The sequence below is a fragment of the Kordia zhangzhouensis genome (assembly GCF_001005305.1).
Classification (GTDB): domain Bacteria; phylum Bacteroidota; class Bacteroidia; order Flavobacteriales; family Flavobacteriaceae; genus Kordia; species Kordia zhangzhouensis.
Genome location: NZ_LBMH01000004.1, coordinates 436,898 through 460,975, shown reverse-complemented (window position 1 = coordinate 460,975; position 24,078 = coordinate 436,898). Strand labels below are relative to the sequence as shown.

At 33.1% G+C, this 24,078-nt stretch carries 24 protein-coding genes; 7 read left to right on the top strand and 17 right to left on the bottom strand.

Annotation, left to right across the window (positions count from 1 at the left end):
* Positions 1 to 54 precede the first annotated feature (54 nt).
* The 7 genes from AA088_RS08225 (at position 55) to AA088_RS08195 (ending at position 4,912) form a co-directional block, all read left to right on the top strand.
* Positions 55 to 837 (top strand): universal stress protein, encoded by a 783-nt coding sequence (locus AA088_RS08225; protein ID WP_046744469.1) that lies wholly within the window; start codon positions 55 to 57, stop codon positions 835 to 837.
* A 91-nt stretch (positions 838 to 928) separates the two neighbouring features.
* Positions 929 to 1,756, top strand: coding sequence for a universal stress protein (locus tag AA088_RS08220; protein ID WP_046744468.1), 828 nt, complete (start codon positions 929 to 931; stop codon positions 1,754 to 1,756).
* A gap of 71 nt (positions 1,757 to 1,827) precedes the next feature.
* A complete protein-coding gene (locus AA088_RS08215; protein ID WP_046744467.1) occupies positions 1,828 to 2,676 on the top strand; it encodes a universal stress protein in 849 nt (282 codons plus the stop codon).
* Between the two features lie 12 nt (positions 2,677 to 2,688).
* The gene (locus tag AA088_RS08210; protein WP_046744466.1) at positions 2,689 to 3,096 is read left to right on the top strand and encodes a hypothetical protein; all 408 of its coding nucleotides are present in this window, start codon (positions 2,689 to 2,691) and stop codon (positions 3,094 to 3,096) included.
* Between the two features lie 27 nt (positions 3,097 to 3,123).
* Positions 3,124 to 3,576 carry a hypothetical protein gene (locus AA088_RS08205; RefSeq protein ID WP_046744465.1) on the top strand — a complete coding sequence of 151 codons (453 nt, stop codon included), beginning with the start codon at positions 3,124 to 3,126 and terminating at the stop codon, positions 3,574 to 3,576.
* A 10-nt stretch (positions 3,577 to 3,586) separates the two neighbouring features.
* Complete coding sequence (locus AA088_RS08200) at positions 3,587 to 4,261, top strand: hypothetical protein (RefSeq protein ID WP_046744599.1); 675 nt, start codon at positions 3,587 to 3,589, stop codon at positions 4,259 to 4,261.
* 6 nt (positions 4,262 to 4,267) lie between these two features.
* On the top strand, positions 4,268 to 4,912 hold the full coding sequence (locus tag AA088_RS08195; RefSeq protein ID WP_157547109.1) for a hypothetical protein: 645 nt from the start codon (positions 4,268 to 4,270) through the stop codon (positions 4,910 to 4,912).
* A 141-nt stretch (positions 4,913 to 5,053) separates the two neighbouring features.
* Here the strand turns inward: AA088_RS08195 and AA088_RS08190 are convergent, their stop codons facing one another.
* The 17 genes from AA088_RS08190 to AA088_RS08140 form a co-directional block, all read right to left on the bottom strand.
* Positions 5,054 to 5,746: a 4'-phosphopantetheinyl transferase family protein gene (locus AA088_RS08190; protein ID WP_046744598.1), complete on the bottom strand. Its 693-nt coding sequence runs from the start codon at positions 5,744 to 5,746 to the stop codon at positions 5,054 to 5,056.
* 7 nt (positions 5,747 to 5,753) lie between these two features.
* Complete coding sequence (locus AA088_RS08185) at positions 5,754 to 7,148, bottom strand: hypothetical protein (protein WP_046744463.1); 1,395 nt, start codon at positions 7,146 to 7,148, stop codon at positions 5,754 to 5,756.
* Between the two features lie 53 nt (positions 7,149 to 7,201).
* The gene (locus tag AA088_RS17990; protein ID WP_052752826.1) at positions 7,202 to 8,152 is read right to left on the bottom strand and encodes a CmcI family methyltransferase; all 951 of its coding nucleotides are present in this window, start codon (positions 8,150 to 8,152) and stop codon (positions 7,202 to 7,204) included.
* Between the two features lie 32 nt (positions 8,153 to 8,184).
* Positions 8,185 to 9,561: a hypothetical protein gene (locus tag AA088_RS08175; RefSeq protein WP_046744462.1), complete on the bottom strand. Its 1,377-nt coding sequence runs from the start codon at positions 9,559 to 9,561 to the stop codon at positions 8,185 to 8,187.
* Positions 9,562 to 9,596: 35 nt separating this feature from the next.
* On the bottom strand, positions 9,597 to 11,549 hold the full coding sequence (locus tag AA088_RS08170; protein ID WP_046744461.1) for an alpha/beta fold hydrolase: 1,953 nt from the start codon (positions 11,547 to 11,549) through the stop codon (positions 9,597 to 9,599).
* A gap of 30 nt (positions 11,550 to 11,579) precedes the next feature.
* The gene (locus tag AA088_RS08165; RefSeq protein WP_046744460.1) at positions 11,580 to 16,016 is read right to left on the bottom strand and encodes a non-ribosomal peptide synthetase; all 4,437 of its coding nucleotides are present in this window, start codon (positions 16,014 to 16,016) and stop codon (positions 11,580 to 11,582) included.
* Positions 16,017 to 16,482: 466 nt separating this feature from the next.
* Positions 16,483 to 16,617: a hypothetical protein gene (locus tag AA088_RS18775; RefSeq protein WP_262494931.1), complete on the bottom strand. Its 135-nt coding sequence runs from the start codon at positions 16,615 to 16,617 to the stop codon at positions 16,483 to 16,485.
* A 102-nt stretch (positions 16,618 to 16,719) separates the two neighbouring features.
* A complete protein-coding gene (locus tag AA088_RS18260; RefSeq protein ID WP_157547108.1) occupies positions 16,720 to 16,902 on the bottom strand; it encodes a hypothetical protein in 183 nt (60 codons plus the stop codon).
* Between the two features lie 32 nt (positions 16,903 to 16,934).
* The gene (locus tag AA088_RS18255; protein WP_157547107.1) at positions 16,935 to 17,087 is read right to left on the bottom strand and encodes a hypothetical protein; all 153 of its coding nucleotides are present in this window, start codon (positions 17,085 to 17,087) and stop codon (positions 16,935 to 16,937) included.
* Positions 17,088 to 17,178: 91 nt separating this feature from the next.
* Positions 17,179 to 17,355 (bottom strand): hypothetical protein, encoded by a 177-nt coding sequence (locus AA088_RS18250; protein WP_157547106.1) that lies wholly within the window; start codon positions 17,353 to 17,355, stop codon positions 17,179 to 17,181.
* 31 nt (positions 17,356 to 17,386) lie between these two features.
* The gene (locus tag AA088_RS18245) at positions 17,387 to 17,539 is read right to left on the bottom strand and encodes a hypothetical protein (RefSeq protein ID WP_157547105.1); all 153 of its coding nucleotides are present in this window, start codon (positions 17,537 to 17,539) and stop codon (positions 17,387 to 17,389) included.
* Between the two features lie 26 nt (positions 17,540 to 17,565).
* Positions 17,566 to 17,727 (bottom strand): hypothetical protein, encoded by a 162-nt coding sequence (locus AA088_RS18240; RefSeq protein WP_156168499.1) that lies wholly within the window; start codon positions 17,725 to 17,727, stop codon positions 17,566 to 17,568.
* A 148-nt stretch (positions 17,728 to 17,875) separates the two neighbouring features.
* Positions 17,876 to 18,643, bottom strand: coding sequence for a GIN domain-containing protein (locus tag AA088_RS08160; protein ID WP_046744459.1), 768 nt, complete (start codon positions 18,641 to 18,643; stop codon positions 17,876 to 17,878).
* A 20-nt stretch (positions 18,644 to 18,663) separates the two neighbouring features.
* Complete coding sequence (locus tag AA088_RS08155) at positions 18,664 to 20,295, bottom strand: cyclic peptide export ABC transporter (RefSeq protein WP_046744458.1); 1,632 nt, start codon at positions 20,293 to 20,295, stop codon at positions 18,664 to 18,666.
* A gap of 35 nt (positions 20,296 to 20,330) precedes the next feature.
* Positions 20,331 to 20,708 carry a hypothetical protein gene (locus AA088_RS08150; RefSeq protein ID WP_046744457.1) on the bottom strand — a complete coding sequence of 126 codons (378 nt, stop codon included), beginning with the start codon at positions 20,706 to 20,708 and terminating at the stop codon, positions 20,331 to 20,333.
* 150 nt (positions 20,709 to 20,858) lie between these two features.
* Positions 20,859 to 21,599 carry a thioesterase II family protein gene (locus AA088_RS08145; RefSeq protein WP_046744456.1) on the bottom strand — a complete coding sequence of 247 codons (741 nt, stop codon included), beginning with the start codon at positions 21,597 to 21,599 and terminating at the stop codon, positions 20,859 to 20,861.
* 30 nt (positions 21,600 to 21,629) lie between these two features.
* Positions 21,630 to 24,026 carry an outer membrane beta-barrel family protein gene (locus AA088_RS08140; protein WP_046744455.1) on the bottom strand — a complete coding sequence of 799 codons (2,397 nt, stop codon included), beginning with the start codon at positions 24,024 to 24,026 and terminating at the stop codon, positions 21,630 to 21,632.
* Between the last annotated feature and the right edge of the window lie 52 nt (positions 24,027 to 24,078).

The window sequence follows — 24,078 nt, the reverse complement described above, 5'->3', positions numbered from 1 at the left end:
TCATGTTTTTTATTTGTCATTCATTTTAGATTTGCCTCTATAAGGTATCTCTAGATGAAAAATATATTGTTGCCAACCGATTTCTCTGAAAACTCATGGAACGCCATTGAGTTCGCCATTCGTTTCCTAGAAAATACGAGGTGTCATTTTTATATTTTACATGTCAATACTACTGATGATTGCTCAACTATTAAAGATAAATTTCAACAACTCACTGCTCGTATTTCTCAAACTTTTCCTAAAAATATACTTCATAAGTACATCACACTTACAAACAACTCTTCTTGCATACAAGCTGTACGCCACGAAGTAGAAGATAAGGAAATTGATATGATGATTATTGGTGCCAAAGGCATCTCTGATTCGCAAGCGCATATTGTAGGCAATTTTGCAGAAAATATAATCACAAAAGTGAAATGTAATGTACTTATTATTCCTGAAAATGTAACTTATAAAACCTTTAATGAGGTTGCTTTCCCAACTGATTTTACATTATCGACAGACATTCGTACCCTATCTCCTATTACAACACTTTTACATGACATTACTGCATTACGTGTTTTGTATATTAACAAAGTTTCGCATCAGTTAAACCATCAGCAACAAGCAAACAAAGCATTACTTGAAGATTTTTTAGATAATTACGAGTATAGTTTTCATTTTTTAACTCATCACAATACCGAAAACGCTGTAGAAGATTTTGTTCAAAATAAAGATATTGACCTGATGATTATGGCGGCAAAAAATTTAAATTATTTTAAGAAAATCTTATTCCATTCTAACGTTGCCAACATCAATTACCACACAAAGATTCCTTTCTTAATTATGCATGAATAATTGCTGTAATTAACTCATTTCTAACTGATAAATATCATAGTTTAGTGTCTTTTCTGTCTGTATTTTTAAAATGTAATTAAAAACAGAACACATGACACACATACTTCTTCCAACCGACTTTTCAGAGAATGCTAAAAGTGCTATTTTGTATACACTTGCTTTGTATAGTGAGCAAGAATGTACTTTTTACATTTTAAATTCAAATCAATTAAAAGCTTCAAGAATTTCAAGTTTTTCGAATAAATTGTTGACCACAATGCGAGATAATTCGCTTAGAGATCTTCAAAAATTAAAAGAAGAACTGGAAACCCTAAACGAAAATAGCAAGCATACTTTTGAAACAATTTTAAGCTTAGAAGATTTAGATGATGCAATTGATACAGTTTTAGAAAAATATACTATTGACCTTGTTGTAATGGGAACTAAAGGAGCTACAGGCGCTAAAGAAGTTCTTTTTGGAAGCAACACCACAAAAATGTTTACCAAAGTAAGAAGCTGTCCTGTGCTAGCCATTCCGAATAATTATGAGTTTGTGGTACCTACACAAATTGCTTTTCCAAGTGATTTTAATCGTTTGTGCGACGCTAAAGAATTGCAATATTTAAAAAACTTAGCTGATCTTCACAATTCTAAAATCCGAATTATCCATATCAACGAGGAAAAGAAATTGAGCGAAACGCAAGAGCAAAATATGTCCATATTGCAGCAATATTTAAAAGATTATGACCATTCATTCCATTGGGTTCCAAATTATGCTGACAAGGAAACTGCTATTCATGATTTTATTGAAGAACTCGAAATTGAAATGCTTGCTATGGTTAATTATTCCCACAACTTTATGGAACGCATTTTTAGAGAGCCTGTTATTAAAAAGATTGGATTTCATATAAAAGTTCCTTTTCTAGTAATTCCTGAATAAGCTGATAAATATCATAGTAATTTTATCGTAACTAACTTATTTTTAACACATAAACTTAAAAACCTACTACCATGAAACGTAAAATATTAATCCCCACAGACTTTTCTAAAAATGCTTGGTTTGCCCTCAAATATGCAACACGTTTATACGCAGATGAAGCTTGTGATTTTTATCTATTGAATGTTTTTTCTGCTTCCCAAAACCTAGTAGGTAGTTTGTTTACCATGGTAAAAGGAAGTGAACCATACGAAACAGCCAAGGCAACTTCAGAGAAAAAACTTAACGAGGTAATTGACCTCGTATGTGCTAGTGACACCGAAAATTCGAATCACACATTTCATCCCATAGCCATGTTTAACGACACTATTGAAGCGGTAAAAGAGGTAGTAGATAAAAAAGACATTGAGATTGTTGTGATGGGAACAAAAGGAGAAACCAATAGTCCTGATGCAGTGTATGGAAGCACCGCCATTTATGCTATGGAAAAAGTACGTAATTGTCCTGTATTGGCTGTTCCTGAAAATGCTCCAAGTGAACTCCCTAAAGAAATTGTGTTTCCTACGGACTATCAAACTAGTTTTAAACGAAAAGAATTGGTATATCTCACAGATATCGCAAAAAAATGTGACGCCAATATTGCTGTATTACATGTTTCAAATCATACTCTCAACAAAGAACAACAAGAACAGCAACAACTTCTTAAAGAAATATTTCAAGAAAACGCGTACTCATTACATCAATTACACTCAAGTGCTGTTAATGATTCTATTGGAATTTTTATAGAAAGTAGAAATAGTGATATGATTGCTTTTATCAATACAAAACATTCTTTTTTTGGAAGTGTTTTTACAAATCCGTTAGTAAAAGAAGTGACATTCCTTAATGTGCCTGTACTGGCTTTGCATGATTTACGAAATTAAAAACTTACTCTCATGAAAAAAACAGGTATTTGGCTCGATATGGACAAAGCATGGATTGTTACCCTTGAAAATAATCAAGAAACATTACAAACCATTACTTCAAATGTTGAGCATTTTCATCCAAAAGGTGGTTCTGGAACACGCTTAAAAGGCGGACCACAAGATGTAGTTCAAGATCGAACATTCTTAGAACGAGAAAAACAGCAATTAAAAAAATATTTTACAGAAATAACTTCAGAGATTAAAGATACAGATGCTTTGGTCATTTTTGGTCCAGCTGAAACCAACGAAAAACTAAGCAAAGAATTACAATTACATCATAAAGAGATTAGCGCAAAAATCAGAGCTATTCGCAAAGCTGATAGTATGACAACAAACCAGGCAAAAGCTTGGGTACGAGATTTTTTTAAATCTGAATAAATAAAAATATTCCTCAATCAACAAATTATGAAAACAACACAATCATCTCCAAAATATATTGAATGGATCAGTGCCGAAGATATGCATACTGATTCTACAGAATGGGCTTCACAGCTAGAATTTGCTAAGGATGAACATTTATTTTTTGAACATGTAATTACTACATACACGAGTCAATTACTCGCATTTAAAGATTTTTCAAGTGATAAAGAACTTGTCGATACAATTAACAGGTCTTTTAAAAAAAATCTTCAATTACTTGCCGAAGTAACTGCGCACCAAACTGCACTGCAAATTATGGTTGACGGTATTGATCAACCAAAAGATGAAAAAAAATATAAAGAAACTCATCGAAAATTAGCTGTTGAAGTTGTTGGATTTTTACATGAGTATCACGCTTTAAAAACTCAATTATTTGCAATCATTACAACTATTCGCAAAGAAGAGAAACAACGCTTTTTATTTGACAAAAAACATTAAACCTACCCAAATGAAACGACTTTTTTTATTACTTCCGTTATTATTTCTGTATTCCGCTTGTACTACTACACAACTTATTGATCATTGGAAAAATCCTGACATTGACTATTACGAACCGCAAAAAGTACTTATTGTAGGACTGACTTCAAATATTGAAGCGCGGCAAAAGTTTGAAACACAACTTAAAAAAGAGTTTGAAGCTCGTGGAAGTGTAGCCATGACCAGTTTATCATTATTTGACCCATCGCTGCATCCAGAAAAAATGACAAAAGAAGAACTACAACAAATTGAGAAAAAATTGGTAGATGACGGTTTTGATACAATCTTTTTTACAAAAATTATTGGAGTTGAAGATAAAATCCAATACAAAGAAAACTATCATGAGTACGACGAGACCTACCGAAAATTTGCGGATGAGTATTTAATGTATCAAGATGTTTTTTACAATCCTTCGTACTACGAATCATATACCATTTATCATTGTGAGACTTCTATGTATTGTATTTGTCCTACAAAAGAAAGAGAATTATTATGGAAAGGCTATATTGATGTGGTTGACCCTACTTCGATTAATGAATCGGTAACGGATTACATAAATTTAGCAATTGCTGTGTTAGAACATGAGCAATTAATTTTACCAAAGACAAACCAAATAAAAAAAGAGAAAGACGAATTGGTTAATTAAAATTTCATGAAAAACCTATACCTATTATTGCTCACTATACTAGCAACTAGCTGTTCTTCCATACAACTTCACGAAACCTGGAAAAATCCAGATATTACTGATTTTAATCCTAAAAATGTATTGGTTATTGGAGTAACGCCTGATTTAAAAGCGAGAAGTAATTTTGAATTTGCATTGGTTCGAGAACTAAATGCACGAAATATTAATGCCATACAAAGTAGTGTTGTATTTGAAAAACTGTTTCAAGATCCTACAAAGACGGAAGCCGAAATTGAAGCACAAATTAACAAACTACTTACCAATGGTTTTGAAACTATATTTGTATCAGCAATTAAAGGAGTTTCTAAAAATGAGTCGCGCTCTGGTGCTTCTCCTAAATTTGACTATAAATTGCAGCGCTTTTTAGGAGGTTATTTAGCATCACGTGATGATTATTTTAATCAAAATGATTATAGTAAGTATGAGATTTTTTATGTAGAAACATCTATATACGAAGTAAAAGAAGATCAAGAAAAACACTTAATATGGTTTGCTTCTCATGATATTATAGATCCGAATGACATGAATAAAACAACGGATGAGTTCATTCAAAACATCATCAAGTCTTTAGAAAAAGAGCGTTTGGTTGCTAAAAAAAATAAGAAAAAGTAGAATTTGTAGATATAAAAAAAGTCTCTCAAAAAATGAGAGACTTTCAAATAATAAAAAACTGAGTACAAACTAACAATCTGAGATTTTAAAAACTAAAATTGTTTTTCTTTCTTCCAAAAAACACATAAAGTGTTCTTGTATTTACACCATTGCCACTTTCATCTCTGACGAAATATGTACTTGATTAAGCACTACTTTTTCGTCAAATTGAGGTTGTGTAGCAATGTTTTTTTGCTTTTTTAAAGCGATATAGCAAGTATATTCAGAGTCTAAGAATACCTCTTTCAATACATATGCACTATTTTCAATATTCGCAATTTCTTCTTTGACTTCGAAACTTTTTAACGGAATTGATAAACCTCTTCCATCAGCTTTGATGACTGCTTCTTTTTTTGTCCAATACTTATAAAAAGCATTTTCTTTTTTAGGAGCAGATATTACTTGCTGCCATTCAAAAGGAGTCATATACTCTTTAAAATCATCAATATTGACAGGTGCATTTCCTTCTACATCAATTCCCATATCTGCGCCATCAGATATTACACAAATAGCCATATTTTTTGAATGCGAAATATTGAATTTCAAGTTATTATTCTTAAAGTAAGGCTTTCTATGTGATGTGTATGCTATTTCCATAGAGTCAGCATATTGTGGAAACTTAGTTTTTATACCATGATCCAATAATAAGCGTCCTAATAAGGATAATTGTGCGTCTTTCCAATTGCGAAAACGTAATATTTTTTCACGATAACTTGGTGGTAATACCGGTAAATATTTACACAACAAAGCATTATGATCTTTTTCTGATGTGTATGCGTAAAATATATGTATCATGACTTTTCTATTTTTTAATTTCGTATACAATAGCTTCTACCGCTCCCGTTGCCGAATTGATGACACCAACGTCATTGGCAACTTCAGAGAGTCGTACCCAAACACCTCCATAATGAGGTCCAAATCCAAATGCGCCCCAAATCAATTTATGGTCTGTCCATTCTTGTTGTCCATTAGGCGCTAAAAAATTGATTGATTCGTTGTATTCTTGTGCAATAAAATCAGCCGCAGTTAATGCAATTTTGATGGCTTCTTCCCATTCTTCTTCAGAAGAAAATTTTCCAATAAAAACATCTTTTCCTTGATAGCCTTGAGCTGCTTTTATTACCAACTTGTCTTTATACTTTCGCAGTATGTTTACAATTGATGAGGTTTCTCCTGCATAGCTTACATTTTTGGGTGTTATCTCAGATGACCAAGGAATGTGTTGTAAAATCAATTCATTATCTTCTGCTGAAAAAGCCTGTTGTTCTGCCAATTCTCGCAATAGTCCTAAATTTCTTTTATCTCCGTATATTCCAGTTGCCAAATGATCAGGAAAGTAAACTTGATCCATAATAAATGCTCGAAAAACATCGGCAGGAACTTGCTCATCTTCTTCAACTTTAAACGCTACGACTCCATGCATTACTTCATCTTTATGGTATAGTTTGCTATTTTTAAGTGTTAATGATGCAAATTTTCCCGTATGTGCTTGTCCTTTGAGCCCTCTAGCCGCAAATTCCTTTTTCAATAAACCGCCAAAAAAGTCAATTACATCTTGTTTGATTTTTTCACTTTCAATATGTCCTACACCTACAAAAACATTTATCATTTCATCTGTTGGTTGAACTTGAGCTAAAATTTTGTCAACCAAGAATTTCATATAAATGGCTTGCGAGTTGCGTGACTCGTACGTAGTAGCTGTTACAGGATCTGTTAACTGTGGATGAAAACTTCGAATAATCTTTTCAAAGCTTTGTACTTGCCAACCACCAATTGATGAGCCTACATTGACCTCTAAAATTTTAAAATCATCTTTTGAATATGTTAAATCGAGTCGGCAACCAGTTTCTACATTTTTTTGATGACAAATCATAGCAAATTGCGTGACCATTTCGTTTCCTTTAAAGTAGAAATCGGCAATTCGTTTTTCATCATTTTTAAAATATAATTCAGGGATTGCTTTGATTAATTGGGGAATTCTAACACATAATTGCGCTAGTGTTTCCTGCATTTTTTCTGATATTACTACAGGCCAAGTACTTACCGGATATGCATAATTTTGCATAATTGCTGGTAGTTTATATTGAGTTGGCTCAATTAGCGTCGGAATTTCTTTGATACGATTGCTTTCAAATTGTGCTTCTTTATTTGATAGAATCGAATTTTTTATTGCTGGTTCAAATTGTATTGGTTCCATGATGTTTTTAAATAACTCGTGTGTTGTTGTTTTTTATTTTTTGTGAGAAGTATTTACTTCATCTTACGAAATATTGAATCGTAAGAACAAGTCATATTATGACCAAAGAAGTCACAATATTGCGCATCAACTAGATAGCTTTTATTTGTATCTTTTAAGAAGCGATTGATCTCTTTTTGCTTGTTTTCACTATCTTCTACAATTAGATAATCTCCTTCTTGTAATAAGGGATGAAAATGTTGCAAGACGCCATAAACGTTCACATGTGCATCTTCTATGAGCAACCAAGGTTTTGGCATTTTTTCTAAAATCGCTACTTTCATTATTTGATCTATATGATTACAATCGCCTTGCAAAAAGGTTACATTGTCATATCTAATTTTGGGTGCTATAATGTCAAATGAAATAATTTTGCTTTCTATTCCGTAAGAAGCCATTAGATCTGCCATCCAAACTGCACTTCCTCCAGTTCCCGAACCAATTTCGATGATTGTTTTCGGTTTCAGCTCCCACATGAGCATCTGATAGATGGCTAGATCATAAACGGTCTTAAATAAAATTGTGTCTTTCCATTGCAAACAGTCAAAATAGCCCTGACTCATTGAGAAGGTTGTATCTCTAGCTGATTTTTTGAGAAAATCAATATCTAAACTACTCTGAATCATTTCGTTTGGTTGAACTCGAAGGTCGTACAAAACGTATCTTCCATAGTACCAATTTACCATTTGAGAGATAAACATTTCAATACCTTGTCGAGATGCAAAATGTTCTACGGACAGTATGATATCTTCTAAATCTTTCTCCCAAGGAATGGATTCAATATTCATTGAAAAAAGCGTCAATCCATCTTTTATCACATGATCGTAAAATGTAGGTACATTTCCCTGTGTTTGAAGCTTTTGTGCCCATGCACTTGAAAACTGCTCATAAATTTTACGTAGCATTGTTCCATCTAGCTTTTCCATTACCTTTTCATGCTGTATGTTCATATCTAATGTGTCCATAGTTCGTTATTTTAATGTTGCTAATAGTTTTTTTAGATCATGAGTACATGTGCTTTCGCTTTTGGATGTGACTCATATACGATCGCTTCTACTGCACCAGTGGCTGAGTTAATAACTCCTGAAGTGTTTTTTAAGGCAGACATGCGTACCCAAACGCCTCCATATGTTTTTCCAAATCCGAACGATCCCCATATTAATTTGTGTGGTGACCACTGATTGGTATTATCTGGTGCTAGTAAGTTTATAGAATCACTAAATTCTTGCGCAACAAATTTTTGATGTGCTAATGCTTTTGTGATTGCTTTATCCCATGCTTCATCCGATAGATATCTTCCTATAAAAACATCGTCGCCTTGCATTCCATTAGCTACTTTTATGACAAAGTCATCTTTTCGATATTTAAGCAATGGTACTAATGGTTCTCTTTTTCCTTGATAGGTTACTTCTGTATCTGTTATAATCTCTGTCCAAGGAATGTGATTCAGAATCAGTTTGTTTTCTTCTTCGCTAAATGCTTTTGCTTGTGCCAATTTTCTAAGTATGCCAAGATTTCTTTTGTCTCCCAAGAACATGGTTCCTAAATGATCAGGAAAATATACTTGGTCCATTAATAATGCTCTAAAAAGATCGGGAGACATACTACTAAGTGAATGGTCAAGAATTAGCACAGAATGTATTACAGTGTCTTTATAGTACAATGCATTGTCTTTGTATGTTAATGAAGCAATAGTATCTATATATACTGATCCTTTTTTCCCTTTATTGTTTAATTCTTTTGCTAGTAATTCATTAAAAAACTTCTTTTGAGCTTGTTTGCTTGCTTCATTTTCGTCAGCTCTTCCCGCTAAAAATACATTTACTTGATTTCCCACATTTCCAATTTGTTGTAGTAGGAACTTCATGTAAATATCTTGTGTTTGTTTTGCTTTGAAATTTACTTGCGGTGTTCCCGATAATTCAGAGTGAACATTTTCAATCAGAGGTTCAAAATGTTGGAATTCCATTCCTCCTATAGAAGAGCCTGCATTGACTTCAAGTACTTTAAAACCTTCGGTTGTGTAGCTCAAATCCAATCGGCAACTGATTGGTGTTTGTTTTTGAACACAAAGCATATAAAATTCTGCCATCTGAACATTTCCATCAAAATAGAAATCGGCAATGCGTTTGGCATCATTCTCAAAATATAGTGATGGAATTTTGTTCAGTAATCTTGGAATTTCAACACTCACTTGTTGCAATTCATTGGTAAGTTTTTCTGGTAGTATAATTGGCCAAGAGGATATTGGATATTTGAAATCTCTAAAAAATTCAGATACTAATTCACTATTCGTATTTAAAGCGTATGGAAGTTCTTTTTTTTCAGCGTTTACAAAACTATCATAATGATCAAATAAAATGGTATTTTTCATGGCATTTGGCTGTTGTTAATGTTTACATACGTTTTTTAAAGAGAAATCATTCCCCAGTAAAAGAAATAAGTTGCTATCAGCATATTTGAGAAAAGAACAGAAAATAGGATGCTTCTATCTTTTAGTTTTTTCATACTGATAAAAAAGTACAATGTTGAAATGGCTAGTATGACTACAAAAACCAACATAATGGTAAATAAAAAGTCATATCGTTCAGGTAGTCCAAAAGCAAGAGCAAATGAGTTGCTTCCCGACATGTCCATAATGGCATATAATAATCCGCCAAATGTTATGATTCCTAAAGTAGAAGTAATGACATTCAAAATACGAATCACTTTGTCTGATAGTTTCATTTGACGTTGCTTCATCAATCGTATGCTATGTGCTATGATGAAAGAGATCATGAGTCCAACTGCCAATGCTAGCGGAAGCCATAACATTGGATCCCATTGGCTAAACATAGTTCCCATGTTGGCAACACCTTTGTTTGAAGTGATCCCTTGTACCATAGTTAAACTTGCATCACTTTCAAACATATCAGCTTTTGGTGCTTTTGAAGGATCTTTGATAAAGTTTGCAACAACTTGATCTCCTATGTTTGATAAACTCGGTACGTGTCCATATGCATTAGCTTTTACTTCATATCCATTGGCAAACTTACTTACCGTTGCTTTTCCATTGGATGCTGGTGTAATTGGATCATATGCCCCTGCAAAAACCAATACTGGATAGGCTGCTTCTTTTAAGTTTGAAAGGTCATGTGAACTATATAATGAGTCAACTTTTCCCGTATTCCATTTGTCACATACTGAGAAATCTGATTTGTAAAAAGCCAATCCATTTGCTAGTTTGCCATACTTTGCCACATCTTTTTTGTAAGCGTCTAAACTATTGTTGGGTAATGTTTCCGTACAACTTACACAGTAGTACATTCCATAATCCATAGACAACATACTTGAGAATGATGGTATTAAGTTTCCTAATACTGTTTCATTTCTGTTTTTAAACTCATAGATTAATAATGGCAATACTTCTACAAATTTTTTGTTGTATAACGCTTGTTGAATGGCAATCTTAAAATCTTCTGCATTAAAAGTAAATTGTCCGCTTGCCAATATTTCTTTAGAAACCGGTACTGTTAAAGGTTGTTTTTCTAAATCAGCGATAACTTCATAATACGTTTTTTCAATATCTGGGTATGCTTTGTTACAAGCTTCATCATTTTCGCATGCGCTGAATACTTTGGATAAGCTTTGCATGTAATTGCTTGTATTTTCTGCATAATAAGTTTTGATATCTGATATTGAAGAGTCTAGAATCAATGAATTGATATCTTCAGGAAACATACTTGCATATACTTGTGACATGTATGTACCATAAGAAACGCCATATACATTCCACTTTTGGTAAGGTAATGATTGTTTTAACGCATGAATATCCTTGGCAATAGAGGTGCTATTATAGGCTTCAATATCAATTCCTCGATTGATAAGATCTTCTTTGCATTCTAATACTGCTGCTATTTTTTGTTGTTCATCTTCTGCAGGTGATTGATCTTTTGAGAGAATTTGAAAGAATTCTTCTCCCAGGTTTTTACATAATCTAGGTTTAGATAATCCTGTTCCACGTAAATCAAAAAGCACGATATCATTTGTTTCTCGCAAAGGATGATCTAACCATGACCACAAATTTTCTACACTTTTATCGCCTGGTCCTCCTTGAATAAATACAACAGCGTCTGCTTCTTTTTTTCCTGATTTATTTTTCAAGATTGATACCGCAAGTTGAATTTTTCGTTTTTTAGGAGCATCCCAATTTTCAGGAATGGTTAATACTGCCCAAGTTATATCTTCCTTTTCTAATGACTTCACACCTTCATAGAAAGAGTCTGTGGTTTCAAATGTTACGTCTTGTGCATGCGTAAGCGTAAAGAATGTAGTCATTACAAAAGCACAAAGTATACTGATGATTGTTTTTTTAGTATTCATGATTTTTTATTATTTCAGATGAGTTGTTTGTTAAAAATTAAAGTCAATGTCTACTACTTCTTGTTGTTCGAATTCGAGACTGATGTCGTATTCATGAATTGAAGCGTGCACATTTGTTAGAATTTGTTGTAATAGTTTTTCAAATTTTAGCATTAAAATCTCGATGGTTTCTCTATGATATTTACTGGTGTCATAGAGTACACATCCTTGAATTGCTTCAGTATCAACAGAGAAATCAATAAGCATTGGCAACCTGTTAAATTCTGCAATAGCAGGTTTAGATACTAATTTTAAATCTTCTGTTATGTTGATTTCTTTGTAGTTGAATGTTTGATTTTGCAACACCATAATAGCCTCAAAGCGCAGTGTATTTAATACTTCTTCAGGTACGTCTTGATGTGAATCTACATTCATTAAGTTTTCATGCATTTGCTGTAAGAAACTTGCATACGATGTTTCTGGTTGAATGTGTGTGCGTAGCGGAAGTGTTTTTACAAACATCCCCAAATGTTTGTTTAACTCTGAGAATGTCCTTCCTGAATTGATGGTTCCCACACACAAATCATCTTGTCCATACATTTTATAGAGCAACGTATTGTACGTTCCCATAAGCAAGGTATGTAAAGTCACTTTGTTTTGAACAGCTAGTGTATTTAATGCATCCATGAACTCTCGATCCCACCGAAAGTGGTAAAATTCCCCTTTGTAGTGCGCTTCTGCATATTCTGTATCGTATGGAACTAATTGTTTCCATTGATAATCACTTATATATTCGCTCCAGAATTTTTTATTGATTGCTAAATTGTCTTGCTCTTTTTGGTTTTGCCACACAACAAAGTCTTTAAACTGGAAACTTAACGTTTCTTCTTGGTATGTTTCCCCTGCCAAAATGGTACGATAACGATTTGTTGTTTCTTGAATCATTAATTCTAAAGACCAGCCGTCCATAATGACATGATGTGTTGAAAAAACCAATCTATCTGCCTGACCTTCAATATTGAAAATGGCTATTTTGATTAGTAAATCGTTTGCTAAATCAAATTCTTTGTTTGTATATTTTTTAAGAGTTTCTTCATAGTTTGTTAATGTTGTTTGTACTTCATCAACTTTAAACTGAACATTTTCAAACGCTTTTACTTTTTGATATGCATGTCCGTCATGTTCCACAAAGTTGGTTCGTAATATTTCAAACTTCTTTACCAACCCTTTAAAAGCTGTTTCCATGATATGTTTGTCAATTTTCCCTTGTACTTCATATGCTGAAAACATGTTGTAAGCTATAGACTTTTCTGCTTGCAGTGATGCTAACCAGATAGCGTATTGTGGAAATGTAACCGGATAAAATTCTTGTGTTTCTACCGGAACAATCATCTGTCGTTCATCACATTCTTTACTATCTAGTTGATGTGCTATTGAACGAACATCTGGACGATCAAACATATCTCTTAGCGTTAAACGGCAACCAAATTCATTTTCTATGAGTCCAATCAATCGAACTGCATTAAGCGAATGTCCACCTAACATGAAGAAGCTACTATCAATACTGAAGTCATCATTTATTTTTAGTATTTGTTTAAAAAATTGATAAATTTTCTCTTCAGTTGCTGTCATAGCTTTGTTATCACTTTGTAAAGAGCTTGCTACTTCCAATGATTTTTCAGCCAAAGCTTTACGATTCACTTTTTTATTAGGTGTCAGTGGAAAATCGTCTACAGGAACAATTGCATTAGGAATCATGTATGCAGGAAGCTGATTGCGCAATGCATTTGTAATTGTTTTTGCGTCAAATTCTGCGGAAGCGTCCATCATTACATAACCAACTAACATTGCTTCTTCCTGGATGCTCTTTTTAACAACTACTGCATCTTTTATTCCACTGATAGCATTCAGTTTAGTTTCTATATCACCCAATTCAATGCGGAAACCACGAATTTTTACTTGAAAATCATTTCGTCCTAGGAACTCTATTTCACCTTCTTTTGTCCACTTTCCAAGATCTCCTGTGTTGTATAATCGTGTGTTTGGATTGAATGGATTTTTTATAAAACGTTCTGCAGTTAACTCTTCATTTTTATAATATCCTTTTGCCAATCCATCGCCACCTATATAAATGGCTCCTGCCGCTCCTATAGGTTGCATTTGCATTGCTTCATCAAGAATAAAGAATTCTGTATTGTATATTGGTGTTCCTATATTGGTAGCTTCTGCTGGATTTTGAATGTGTTTAACACTAGACCAAATAGTTGTTTCTGTTGGCCCATACATATTCCACAAACTATCGCACGTGTGTAATAACTTTTCGGCTAAAGCGGTTCCTAACACATCGCCTCCACATAAAATTTTTAACCTTTTATCTCCTGTCCAACCATCATTGAACAACATTTGATAAAAGCTTGGAGTTGCTTGTAGTATTGTAGGCTGCACTTCCTGTATTGCCTTAGCAATTTCTGTTGGATTGCTTAGTGTTTCGTTATTTGCCACATATAAGGTTGCTCCTGCCATTAATGGTGCAAACAATTCCAGAATAGAAATGTCAAATGAAATCGTTGTTACCGAAAATAATGTATCTGTTTGTTTGATTTCTGGACGGTCAATCATACTCGACAAGAAATTGAATAATGATTTGTGCCCTATTTCAACACCTTTAGGATTTCCTGTTGATCCTGATGTGTAAATAATATATGCGCTATCTTCTGGTGTAACTTCTTGAAGTACTTCGCCAGTATTTTTTGCTGTCAATACTTCTTTTGCATCTATAAACGTTGCTCTTGAATTTAATACTCCTTTATATTTTACATCTCCAATAATTCCATGCACTCCGCTATGCTCTATAATATATTCTAATCGTTCTTTTGGAAAAGAAGGATCTAATGGAATGTAAGCACTTCCTGCTTTCATAACTCCTAGTAATACAGCTACCATATCTGCGGAACGATCCATCATGATTGCGATTGGAGTATTGTCTATCGCTATTTGCTGTTTTTGCAGTGCTTGTGCAATTGCATTGGATGTAATTTCTAAGGCATCGTATGTATAAGTCTTCTCGCCATCTTTAACAGCTATTTTATTGGTATAATCTTCCGAATTGTCTGCAAATACATCTAAAAATGTTTTACTTTTTGGTAAAGCAATTTTGGTATCATTAAACGCTGCTAAAGTTTCTTTTTCTTCTTTTGAAAGATACGTGTATGCTGTTAACTTTTTTGTTGGATTGGCAACTATGCTTGTAAGTAGTGTTTCTATGTGATGTACTACTTGCGTAATTTCTTCTTCAGAAAAATAGTTTGTGTTGTAATCAAAATCTATTCGGACATCTTCAGTTTCGTCAAATTCTCTGATATATAGAGCCAAGGCAACACGTTCTGCTCCATGCGTCATTGGGATTACTTCCGTATGCGTATTTGCAAAATGGTCTGCATAATTTTGCTTTTCATACGAAAGGGTAATGTTGAACAAACCTTCTTTTTCATGAAATAGTTCTAATTCTTGTACCAGTTTACCTAAAGGAAAACGTTGATATCGATAATCTTGGCGTAATTGCTGACGAATTTGTTGTACTAGAGTTTCAAAAGAATCTTCAAAGTTTACTTGCATACGTAATGCTGAAATTCCCATGAACAATCCTACCGTTTTCTTGAATTTTGCCGATGATCTATTTAGTACAGGTAACCCAATTACGATATCATTGTTTTGATGTTTTCGTGCAAAGTATACATTCAATGCTGCTAAAATAGTATGTAATGTGGTGGCTTTACATGTTTTGGATACTTCGTTTAAAGTATTGTAAAAAGAACGTGTAAGCACTAAGGTTTTTCGATTGCTCTTGTTTGTTCGAGCTTTCGGATTTTTTCTTTGGAAAAGCGTATTGGGCAAGCTTTTAAATTTATCTGTCCAATATGCTTTATCGTTTTCAAACGCTTCTGATGTTTGGTATGCTTCGTCATCTTTTACAAATTCTTCATAGGTAAATGGGTAGTCAGAAGTAATTTTTCCAAATTCTATCAGTTCGTTATAATTTTTTACCAAACGTTGAAACATTACCGAGGTTCCCCAACCATCTGTAATGATATGATGATATTTGGAATATAAATGATACGAAGTTTCGGTTACTTTGATTAAAACAAATTTGAACAAAACTTTTTCAGAAGTAATATCAAATGCTTCTTTAAAATCGGCTTGCATGAAATTTGCAGCAGCTTTCTCTGGTTGTGGATCCGAAGAAAAATCTACATATTCTAAAGCCGTATTATATGAAGGAAGAATTTCTATTGCTGTGGATAATAGATCTCCTTTTAGAATACTTCTGTAGGCATCATGTTGGTTAATTAGTGCAATGTATGCTTGATTGAGAATATCGTAATTTACCTGTCCGTCAATACGAATATCTGCACCAATATTATATATAGGTTCGTTAGGATATACTAATTGTTCAAAATAGATATCCTGTTGTGGAAGTGTTAGTTTCATAATGCTTTTGTGTTTAAAGACTCTAAGAATTGAGTCTAATTCAGTTGAACATTCCTCAGAAATTACTGCATCTTTTCTGCTTGCTGAAGTATTTGTTGTTTCATAGCTTTTAACGCTATTGAACTCCAACTTCTAATGGTATTCCCTTGTAATTGAGTAAGATCAGCAACAGTAGTTTTACTGAGATGTATATTTGTTGCTATATTATTTTTCATAAGTATTTAGTAACGTATATGTTGTATTGTAGTAGAAAACGCTTCTAAAAAAAGGTTTAAAAAAGGAATGGGTTTAGGATTCTTTATCTTTCATCTCACATTCAAGGCTATAACAAATAGTTGATTCTTGTAAACCAGCTTCTGGAAAATGTGTATGACTCACTCCTCCTATTTTTATAGTCAAACCAGAAATATTTACTTTTCTAATAATTAATTTATGGAATGACTTTTTTTATGATTTCTATTTTTACTTAGTTTTCAAAATTATGTTTGGTTCCTGTAAAGCATGAAAATTCCCAGCTTCGTGCCTTTACTATAAGTTGCGGTTGAAAGTTTGCAATAGTTTGACTTTTAAATGCAAACACTTTACATGACTTGCTTTTCATAATGGTTAATTTTAATGGTTAGTTAAAAAGAGAAATAATTGATTGGAAAACGTTCTCAGAAATGAATTCTGAGAACGCAAAATGAGTAACTATTAAGTTTTTTTATATTTTTTGATCTTGCTGATTTGTTATTTTATCATCAGGGCAAGTTATTTTAGTTTCACAAAGATCAGAATGGCAGTAGCAGTTTGAAACACTACTTTTCAACATCCCTCCATTAACAGTTTTTAAATTTGAGATGGTCGCCTTTTTGAATACCAATTGTTTTAAAGTCCTTTTTTTCATGGTTTCTTTTTTTATATGTTATTGTTTTTTTATTAATACGTATCACATGCAGACATGCTCATGCATGTGGTATTATCTGCTGATTGCCCAGCTCGTAGCGGTTCTTGTAATCCACCTTTACTATTTTTTAAATTGGTAATGGTTACTTTTTTGAAATTGAATTTGTTGAATGATTTTGTTTTCATAACTGTTAAAGTTTTAATGGGTTTGTATTGTGTGTGTTTCTAAAAAGCAGTTTAGTCTTTTTGAGAAAAGAGTACTTTTATGAAATATTTATTACTGTTCTTTACATGCATGGCAATATGTAGCATCAGATAAACATTGCGTTAGATTTGCAGATATATTTGAAGCTACAATTCCTCCAGTAATGGTTTTTTGATTTAATCTTGATACTACATTTTTTTGTAAGTGTAAAGACTTGTTGTTTTGGTTTCTGTTATTGCTTTTTTTCATGTTTTGTGTTTTTTAAATGGTTATACTGTACTTATTCATGTGGTGGTGGACAGAAACCATACCTGCTTGGACAATACATGGTTTCACACATCGTGATTGATTGTGATCCTTCGCCTCCACCTTGCATCTTTTTTAATTGAGAAACGGTTGCTTTTTTTAAAGCAAGTTTTTTTATTGATTTCATTTTGCCTGTTTTTAATGATTTTACACTTATTTCTTTGCGGTTGAGCAATTGTCTGTTTGACAATTGGTATGACACCCTGTTAGGGCCTGATCACTTTGTGTGGCTCTTAATCCGCCAGTAATTTGTTGCATATTTAATGCTGAAATGACTTGCTTTGTGAAAACCATTTTACGAGTTGTTTTTTTCATATGTTACTATTTTTAGATGTTACATATAGACATAGGAATCCCACCTATCTGAGCATGAAAAACAATAAATGCTTTTATGTCAGATAGTTGTGATATTCCGAAATGTTAAGTGGTAACTAGTTTTGGTAATAAAGTTGCGATAGAAGAATTACATGCGCTCAATACGTGAATTGCCCATCACGATTCCTTTAGACACTTTAGCATCTCCTTTATAAAGGATATGCGTATCGCCCATGCTTGTAACCCTAAGTTTTTTGGAAACATTGAGTTTCATTTTACTATTTCCTAATGATTTTACTTCGGTGATTTCGCTTTGCACACCTTCTAAGTTCAATTGATCTTCGCCAAAAGCAGTGATACTTTGATAAGGAACAACTCCTGAACTGACTTCTAAATAATTTTTACCAAATGAAGTAATGTTGAAATTTTCAATTATAGCTTCTTTGATGTGAATTTTTGTTTTTCCAATCAATTTTAAGTTTACATCTTGTGCAGCTATAGTATCTAGGAATGTAAATTCTTCTTCTCCAACTAAAGCTAGTTTCTTTAAACTTTTATAGGTAATCACCACTTTTGCAATGGTACCATTATAAATTGATTGATCTTCCCAGTTTACAGATTGATCATCATCCAAACTTACTTCTGCTTCTGCTTTGTGTAAGTACACTTTTAATACATTGTCAGCTACTTCCACATGCATTTTTTCTGAAGAAATAGTTAGCGCTTCCACGCTTACCGATTCTTGTTCGCCTTGTTTAAAAACAGCCTGAATGTATGGGCTTACCACTACTTTGTCAAAATGATCCACTTTTATTGTTTGAGAAGCTGTAGGCGAATCATTTTTAAAACTAAAAAATAGTATAGAAGGTGCTGTTTTTGAGACTTTATTGAGTGTGTGTGTTTTGTTTTTTTTCATGATTTAATAGTGTTAATGGTTTATATCCAAAGAGTTTCTGTAAGTTCTTGTTTACTCATCACTTTTACATCCTTCACTACTTTACCATAATCAAACTTAATGATTCGGTCTGCACTGTGGAAATATGCATCATCATGAGTTACGGCAACTACTGTTTTACCAGCTTCTCTAAACTTTGGAATAAGTTCTTCGTAGAAGAATTTTCTAAAGTGAGGATCTTGATCTGCTGCCCATTCATCTAAAATCAATAAAGGTTTGTCTTCTAACATTGCAAAGATGAGCGATACACGTTTGCTTTGCCCTTTAGAGAAGTTTCTTCGTACAGATTCTTCTTTATCATCAACAATAACTTTGTCTAGTTGCATGATTTTAAGCCATTCGTTATAAATAGCATTCTCTTCAAGTTTATAGTTATCGTAATTGTGAGTAAAGATGTGATTGTCTGTAAAAACTGCTGATATGAGATTTTGTAATTTTCCTTTTATATTGTCAGAGTCACCATTTAAACAAATTTCTCCTTTCGATGGACTGTAAATTCCAGTAAGCGTGTTGATAAAAGTACTTTTTCCTGAACCATTTCCTCCAACAATAAATACGACTTCTCCTTTTTTGATTTCCAAATTAATTGGTCCTAAGGCAAATGAGTCTGCGTTTGGATCTTCATTGTAGTTAAAATGTACATTGTGAAAGCTTAACGATTCAAAAGTATTTTCTTCGTTCACTTCAAGTTGGTCATAATTATCTAACAATTTAAAATCTCTCAAAAAGTTTTTAATACGAATATTTGCCACCATAAAGCGCGTGTACATTTGTTGTAAGTTGATGAGGTTGTTAATTGGTCCTGAAATGAACATAACAATTACTACATACGAAATCACATCAGCTCTAGGTAATAAGTTAAATGCCGGCAATAAGAATAAAATTACTGCTATTACAAAATATAATCCGTATTGACTTATTAAATTGATTGACAAAAAGATATAGTTAATTTTAAAATCCAAGTCTTTTGCTTTGTCACGGTTAGGAGCTAAAAATTTGTTCATTAAGTTTTCTCGTCTGAAAAAACTAATTTTCAACTCTTTAAACCCATCCATTACATCTCCTACATACTGATAGTAATGCTCATTATACTCGCGTAAAGTTGCTACTTGTTTTGACATAGAGTTTACGACTAAGAAATAACAACCAGCTACGACTAAGATTAAACCGATTACGATTAATGCAGAAGCTGCTGAAAGTGTAAACATGTATACCAAACACAGTACTAACATTAATACAGAATTTACGGTATGTGTTACGGTATATGGCAATGTTGAAAAAGTTCGTAAGTCTTCTACAGCAGTTAAGAAACGTTTGGGTCCGAATTTTTCCAAACTTAGCATTGGAGCTTTTAAAATTTGATTAAAGATTTTTTTCTCATTACTGTAAAGGATGTCAAAAGAGAATTTATTAAGCCATTTTTGAAACACGATATTCAATAAGTACGTGTACACAACCAAGGCCATAAAGACAATACCCATGTATCCTTTGAGAAATGCTGGATTTCCTGAAAGTACATTATTTATAATATATACAATGCTAAAGCTCAATACAGTGTTTGGCAACGCGTAAAGAACGATATAAATAATGTTTTTTGGTTTAATGTTAAACATGTTTTCTAGTTTTTAAAATTGTTCTCGTTTTTTATTTATAGGTAATTTGGAATTGCTGATTTGATCTTATTCTTTTCACTATTTAAAAAGTCAATAAGTCTTTCTACGTGGCTTTCTGAAGTGATAACTCCTAATTCATCTTGAAGGTTTTCAAAAAGATGAACAATACGATCTCTCAATCTGTTTTTCTCACTCAAATCACTCACTTTTTTAGAGACTTCTTCAAATAAGAAGCTTAAACTTCCTAGTGTATATTTAAAGCGCATTGATAAAGATTCTGAAAGTCTCGTATTATCAATAATTACTAACTCTAATTCTTCGTCGTAACACACATTGGTTTTAGTCTCTAATAAATACACATGTGCATTCTTGATTGTGTAAATAGCTTGTGGAATGGTTTTAATATGATTCATAATAGTAACTTTTTTGTTTTGGTTAATGGATAAGTTTCAACACTTTATCTGTAGGATATACACTAGATAAATAGCAGGTCTGTTCCCATCTAATGAAAGATGCGAATGGTATCGATTTTAATACGTACTTCTTGTTTGTTTTTGTGTGGATTAGAGTATGCTTACTCTAGTATGAGCAAGAATGATCTCTGAAAGTTTCTTTGCGTGCTCATGAATAAAAAAATGATTGCCTTTTTCGATTGAATACTGAATTTTTTCTGTAGTAAATCGTTGCCAGTTAGTCACTTGATGTGCTGTTTTTTCTTCTGTCCCCATCAAGGCATGAATGGGTATATTGATTAAAATATCCTTCTCTACGAAATCAGTTCCTTTTTCAAGAATTTCAAAGTCTGCTCTGAGAATGGGTTCAAAAAAATCAAAAATCTCTTTATTATTTAGTACTTCTTCTGGTGCGCCGCCTAGTTCTATTAACTCATTCTTAAAATCGGGCGTACTCATCAAGTAGCGTGTTTTTTTAGGAATTTCATTTCCTTCATTATCGACAGGCAATGTGCCAGGACCCGAATTTCCTGAAACAATCAATGCTTCTGGTGTATCTCCTTTTTGCTGCATTTCGTACGCTACTGATATTCCTAGAGTAGCTCCCATGCTGTGTCCGTAAATTATGTATGGCTGACTGTTTCGTAAGGTTCGTATTTGCTGACAATAATCTTGTATTGCAGCTTCTTTGTCTTTTACAAGTGTTTCTCCAAATCTTTTTCCTCTGCCAGGTAGCTCAAGTGGAATGAATTCCACTTCATATTGCAGATACTCTTTCAAAAAATCGAAAGAGTATCTGCTTCCTCCAGCAAAGTGCAATAGAAACAATTGTACTTTGCGTTTTTGCATCATACCTATTAATTAATTATGAAAAAAAATTGTTTATTGCTGACTTCTACCTTTTTCTTCTTCGTTTCCGAAACCTGGTTTTCTAACATTGATTTCGTCATTTCCGAAGTTATAAGTTAAAGAGAAACGTACAAATCGGCTACTGCTGTTTTCATTATATACTTGTCTAATATTGTTTACTACCGACGTATAATCTCTCAAGAAGTTTGTATTGAATACATCATTAAAAAGAACAGATGCATTTAATTTTTTGTTTAAGAAATTTTGTCGGAATGAAATGTTTAATCCGTGTGTTTGACCAAATTCATACAATCCTCTTTTGTGCTTAGAGCTAAATACGTAGTCAATTTGCATTTTAGTACGTTCTCCCAATGAGAAACTGTTGTTTGATGTTGCATAAAACTGTAACCCATTTTGTGGTTGCGCTGCAATAGAGTTGTCAAAATCACTTTTAGATCCTAATAAGTATACTGAATTTTGACTTTGCCACCACGATGTAATGTTGGTTGAATAACTTTCTCCAATTCCATAGAAATATTCGTCATAGTAATTTTGACGCGTAATGATTTGATTATTGGCAGCTTCATCCGCAGTAAATACAACTCCATAGCCATCAGATAAAATGTTTAAGAAAGCGTATGTTCTCCATTTTCTTTTATACGTATAGCTGAATTCAAAATTATCAGTGAATGAAGGTTGTAAAAAAGGATTCCCTTCAGAATAACTCGTACTATTAATATATGTTCTAAATGGATTCAAATCTGAAAAGCTTGGACGATTGATTCGTTTTCCGTAGTTAAAGTAAAAGGTGTTTTTTTCGTCTTTTACATAACTTAGATAGAATGTTGGGAAAAATTTTGAATAATCATTGTCATTTGTCTGATTTAGCGTTCTAGAAAATCCTGTGGTTTGAGTAGCTTCAAATCGTAATCCGACTTGCATGCTCCATTTTTCACTTAAATTTTTTGCTGCACTAAAATACAATGCTTGGTTATTTTCCTCATATTCAAATACATTCGATTGATTGGTATCGAATATGGGTGTTCCCGAAGTTTCGTCGTAAAACTCAATATCACTATCTGTTTTGATGGTACTATATTTTACCCCATATGATAAGTTGGCAAACTTTGTAGGATGCTCCATATCGGCACGAACACTTACGTTATTGATTTCTTGGTTTGAAATATTTCGAGCCGCTTGGTCAATTCCTGTAAACATTTGCGAAGCTGAAAAATTTTCTGCAACAAATCGGTTGTCTGTACTTGAATCGTAGTTGAAATAATCCACATCAAAAAACAATCTCTTACCAAGAGTATCTAAACTTGATTCCAAGTGTGCGTTTAATGAATGGCTTGCGCGACTTAAATCTGCGTTTCCGTTATTCACTACAAAAGATTCTACATTGTTACTATTGTCAAAAACGGTTGTAATGTTTTGATATTTTCTGTCAGGATCACTTGCACTTCCTTGGTATTGCACACCAACAGTTACACGGTCTGAAATATCATAATCTAACGTTACTCGTCCGCTAACATCATCTTTGTCTTGTTTTTCATCTCCTTTTAGCTTCCATGGACCGTCATCAAAAAAGATGTCTAAGTCTGCTTTGTTACGCATAGCTCCTACTACCCCATTGGCACTTAAAGTAAATCTAAATTTGTTCTTATTATAGAAAAAATTGTTTCGCAATGTGTAAAAGTTAAATGTGTTCTGATCATAACTTAGAGTCGATGAATTTCTCCAAGAATCTCTTTTTCCTTTTTTTAGAATGATATTAATCAATCCTCCTTCACCAGCTGCATCATATTTTGCAGGTGGATTGGTAATTACTTCGATACTTTTGATATCATCTGCCGAAATTGAATTTAGATAATTTACTAATTCAGCTCCTGATAATTCAATTAATCGATCATCAACCATGACACGAGAAGAACCTTTTCCTAACATACTAATATTGTTGTTTTGGATAATGATTCCTGGCGCAACACTTAATGCATTGATGGCATTTCCTCCACTTGTTGAGATGTTGTTTTCAACATTTAGTACCAAACGATCGGGTTTGTAATCGATAAGTTTTTTCTTAGCTACCACGACTACAGTTGCTAGTTTATCAGACTCTAACGTGATTTCGCCCAACGACATGTTTTCTTGTAAGTCAATTTCTTTTGTCCAGTCTTTACTTCCTATAAAACTGACAACGACCACATAGCTTCCCTTTTCTACACTAATTTTGAAAGCGCCATTTTCATCAGAAATTGTTCCAGTAACTAACGTTCCCGAACTATCCTTCAAAACTACGTTCGCAAAAGGCAATGGCCCAGTATCATCTTTTATACTACCTGTTAGTTCTACTTGAGCAAGTAGCGCAAAAGGAAGCATGATAAAGAGCAAAACCCAGTTTATTTTAGTATTAAAAAATATTTTTTTCATGATAATTGTTGTTTGTACGATGTTTAAATTGCCGCCGAAAATAAGTATTATT

What these genes read in the sequence shown, in the direction of transcription:
- AA088_RS08170 (WP_046744461.1), bottom strand. Translation starts at nt 11,549, where the DNA reads ATGAATACTAAAAAAACAATCATCAGTATACTTTGTGCTTTTGTAATG.
- AA088_RS08150 (WP_046744457.1), bottom strand. Translation starts at nt 20,708, where the DNA reads ATGAATCATATTAAAACCATTCCACAAGCTATTTACACAATCAAGAAT.
- AA088_RS18250 (WP_157547106.1), bottom strand. Translation starts at nt 17,355, where the DNA reads ATGAAAAAAAGCAATAACAGAAACCAAAACAACAAGTCTTTACACTTA.
- AA088_RS08210 (WP_046744466.1), top strand. Translation starts at nt 2,689, where the DNA reads ATGAAAAAAACAGGTATTTGGCTCGATATGGACAAAGCATGGATTGTT.
- AA088_RS08220 (WP_046744468.1), top strand. Translation starts at nt 929, where the DNA reads ATGACACACATACTTCTTCCAACCGACTTTTCAGAGAATGCTAAAAGT.
- AA088_RS08145 (WP_046744456.1), bottom strand. Translation starts at nt 21,599, where the DNA reads ATGATGCAAAAACGCAAAGTACAATTGTTTCTATTGCACTTTGCTGGA.
- AA088_RS08225 (WP_046744469.1), top strand. Translation starts at nt 55, where the DNA reads ATGAAAAATATATTGTTGCCAACCGATTTCTCTGAAAACTCATGGAAC.
- AA088_RS08175 (WP_046744462.1), bottom strand. Translation starts at nt 9,561, where the DNA reads ATGAAAAATACCATTTTATTTGATCATTATGATAGTTTTGTAAACGCT.
- AA088_RS18245 (WP_157547105.1), bottom strand. Translation starts at nt 17,539, where the DNA reads ATGAAATCAATAAAAAAACTTGCTTTAAAAAAAGCAACCGTTTCTCAA.
- AA088_RS08190 (WP_046744598.1), bottom strand. Translation starts at nt 5,746, where the DNA reads ATGATACATATATTTTACGCATACACATCAGAAAAAGATCATAATGCT.
- AA088_RS08140 (WP_046744455.1), bottom strand. Translation starts at nt 24,026, where the DNA reads ATGAAAAAAATATTTTTTAATACTAAAATAAACTGGGTTTTGCTCTTT.
- AA088_RS08195 (WP_157547109.1), top strand. Translation starts at nt 4,268, where the DNA reads ATGAAAAACCTATACCTATTATTGCTCACTATACTAGCAACTAGCTGT.
- AA088_RS17990 (WP_052752826.1), bottom strand. Translation starts at nt 8,152, where the DNA reads ATGGACACATTAGATATGAACATACAGCATGAAAAGGTAATGGAAAAG.
- AA088_RS18260 (WP_157547108.1), bottom strand. Translation starts at nt 16,902, where the DNA reads ATGAAAAAAAGGACTTTAAAACAATTGGTATTCAAAAAGGCGACCATC.
- AA088_RS08205 (WP_046744465.1), top strand. Translation starts at nt 3,124, where the DNA reads ATGAAAACAACACAATCATCTCCAAAATATATTGAATGGATCAGTGCC.
- AA088_RS08165 (WP_046744460.1), bottom strand. Translation starts at nt 16,016, where the DNA reads ATGAAACTAACACTTCCACAACAGGATATCTATTTTGAACAATTAGTA.
- AA088_RS08200 (WP_046744599.1), top strand. Translation starts at nt 3,587, where the DNA reads ATGAAACGACTTTTTTTATTACTTCCGTTATTATTTCTGTATTCCGCT.
- AA088_RS08160 (WP_046744459.1), bottom strand. Translation starts at nt 18,643, where the DNA reads ATGAAAAAAAACAAAACACACACACTCAATAAAGTCTCAAAAACAGCA.
- AA088_RS08215 (WP_046744467.1), top strand. Translation starts at nt 1,828, where the DNA reads ATGAAACGTAAAATATTAATCCCCACAGACTTTTCTAAAAATGCTTGG.
- AA088_RS18255 (WP_157547107.1), bottom strand. Translation starts at nt 17,087, where the DNA reads ATGAAAACAAAATCATTCAACAAATTCAATTTCAAAAAAGTAACCATT.
- AA088_RS08185 (WP_046744463.1), bottom strand. Translation starts at nt 7,148, where the DNA reads ATGGAACCAATACAATTTGAACCAGCAATAAAAAATTCGATTCTATCA.
- AA088_RS18240 (WP_156168499.1), bottom strand. Translation starts at nt 17,727, where the DNA reads ATGAAAAAAACAACTCGTAAAATGGTTTTCACAAAGCAAGTCATTTCA.
- AA088_RS08155 (WP_046744458.1), bottom strand. Translation starts at nt 20,295, where the DNA reads ATGTTTAACATTAAACCAAAAAACATTATTTATATCGTTCTTTACGCG.
- AA088_RS18775 (WP_262494931.1), bottom strand. Translation starts at nt 16,617, where the DNA reads ATGAAAAGCAAGTCATGTAAAGTGTTTGCATTTAAAAGTCAAACTATT.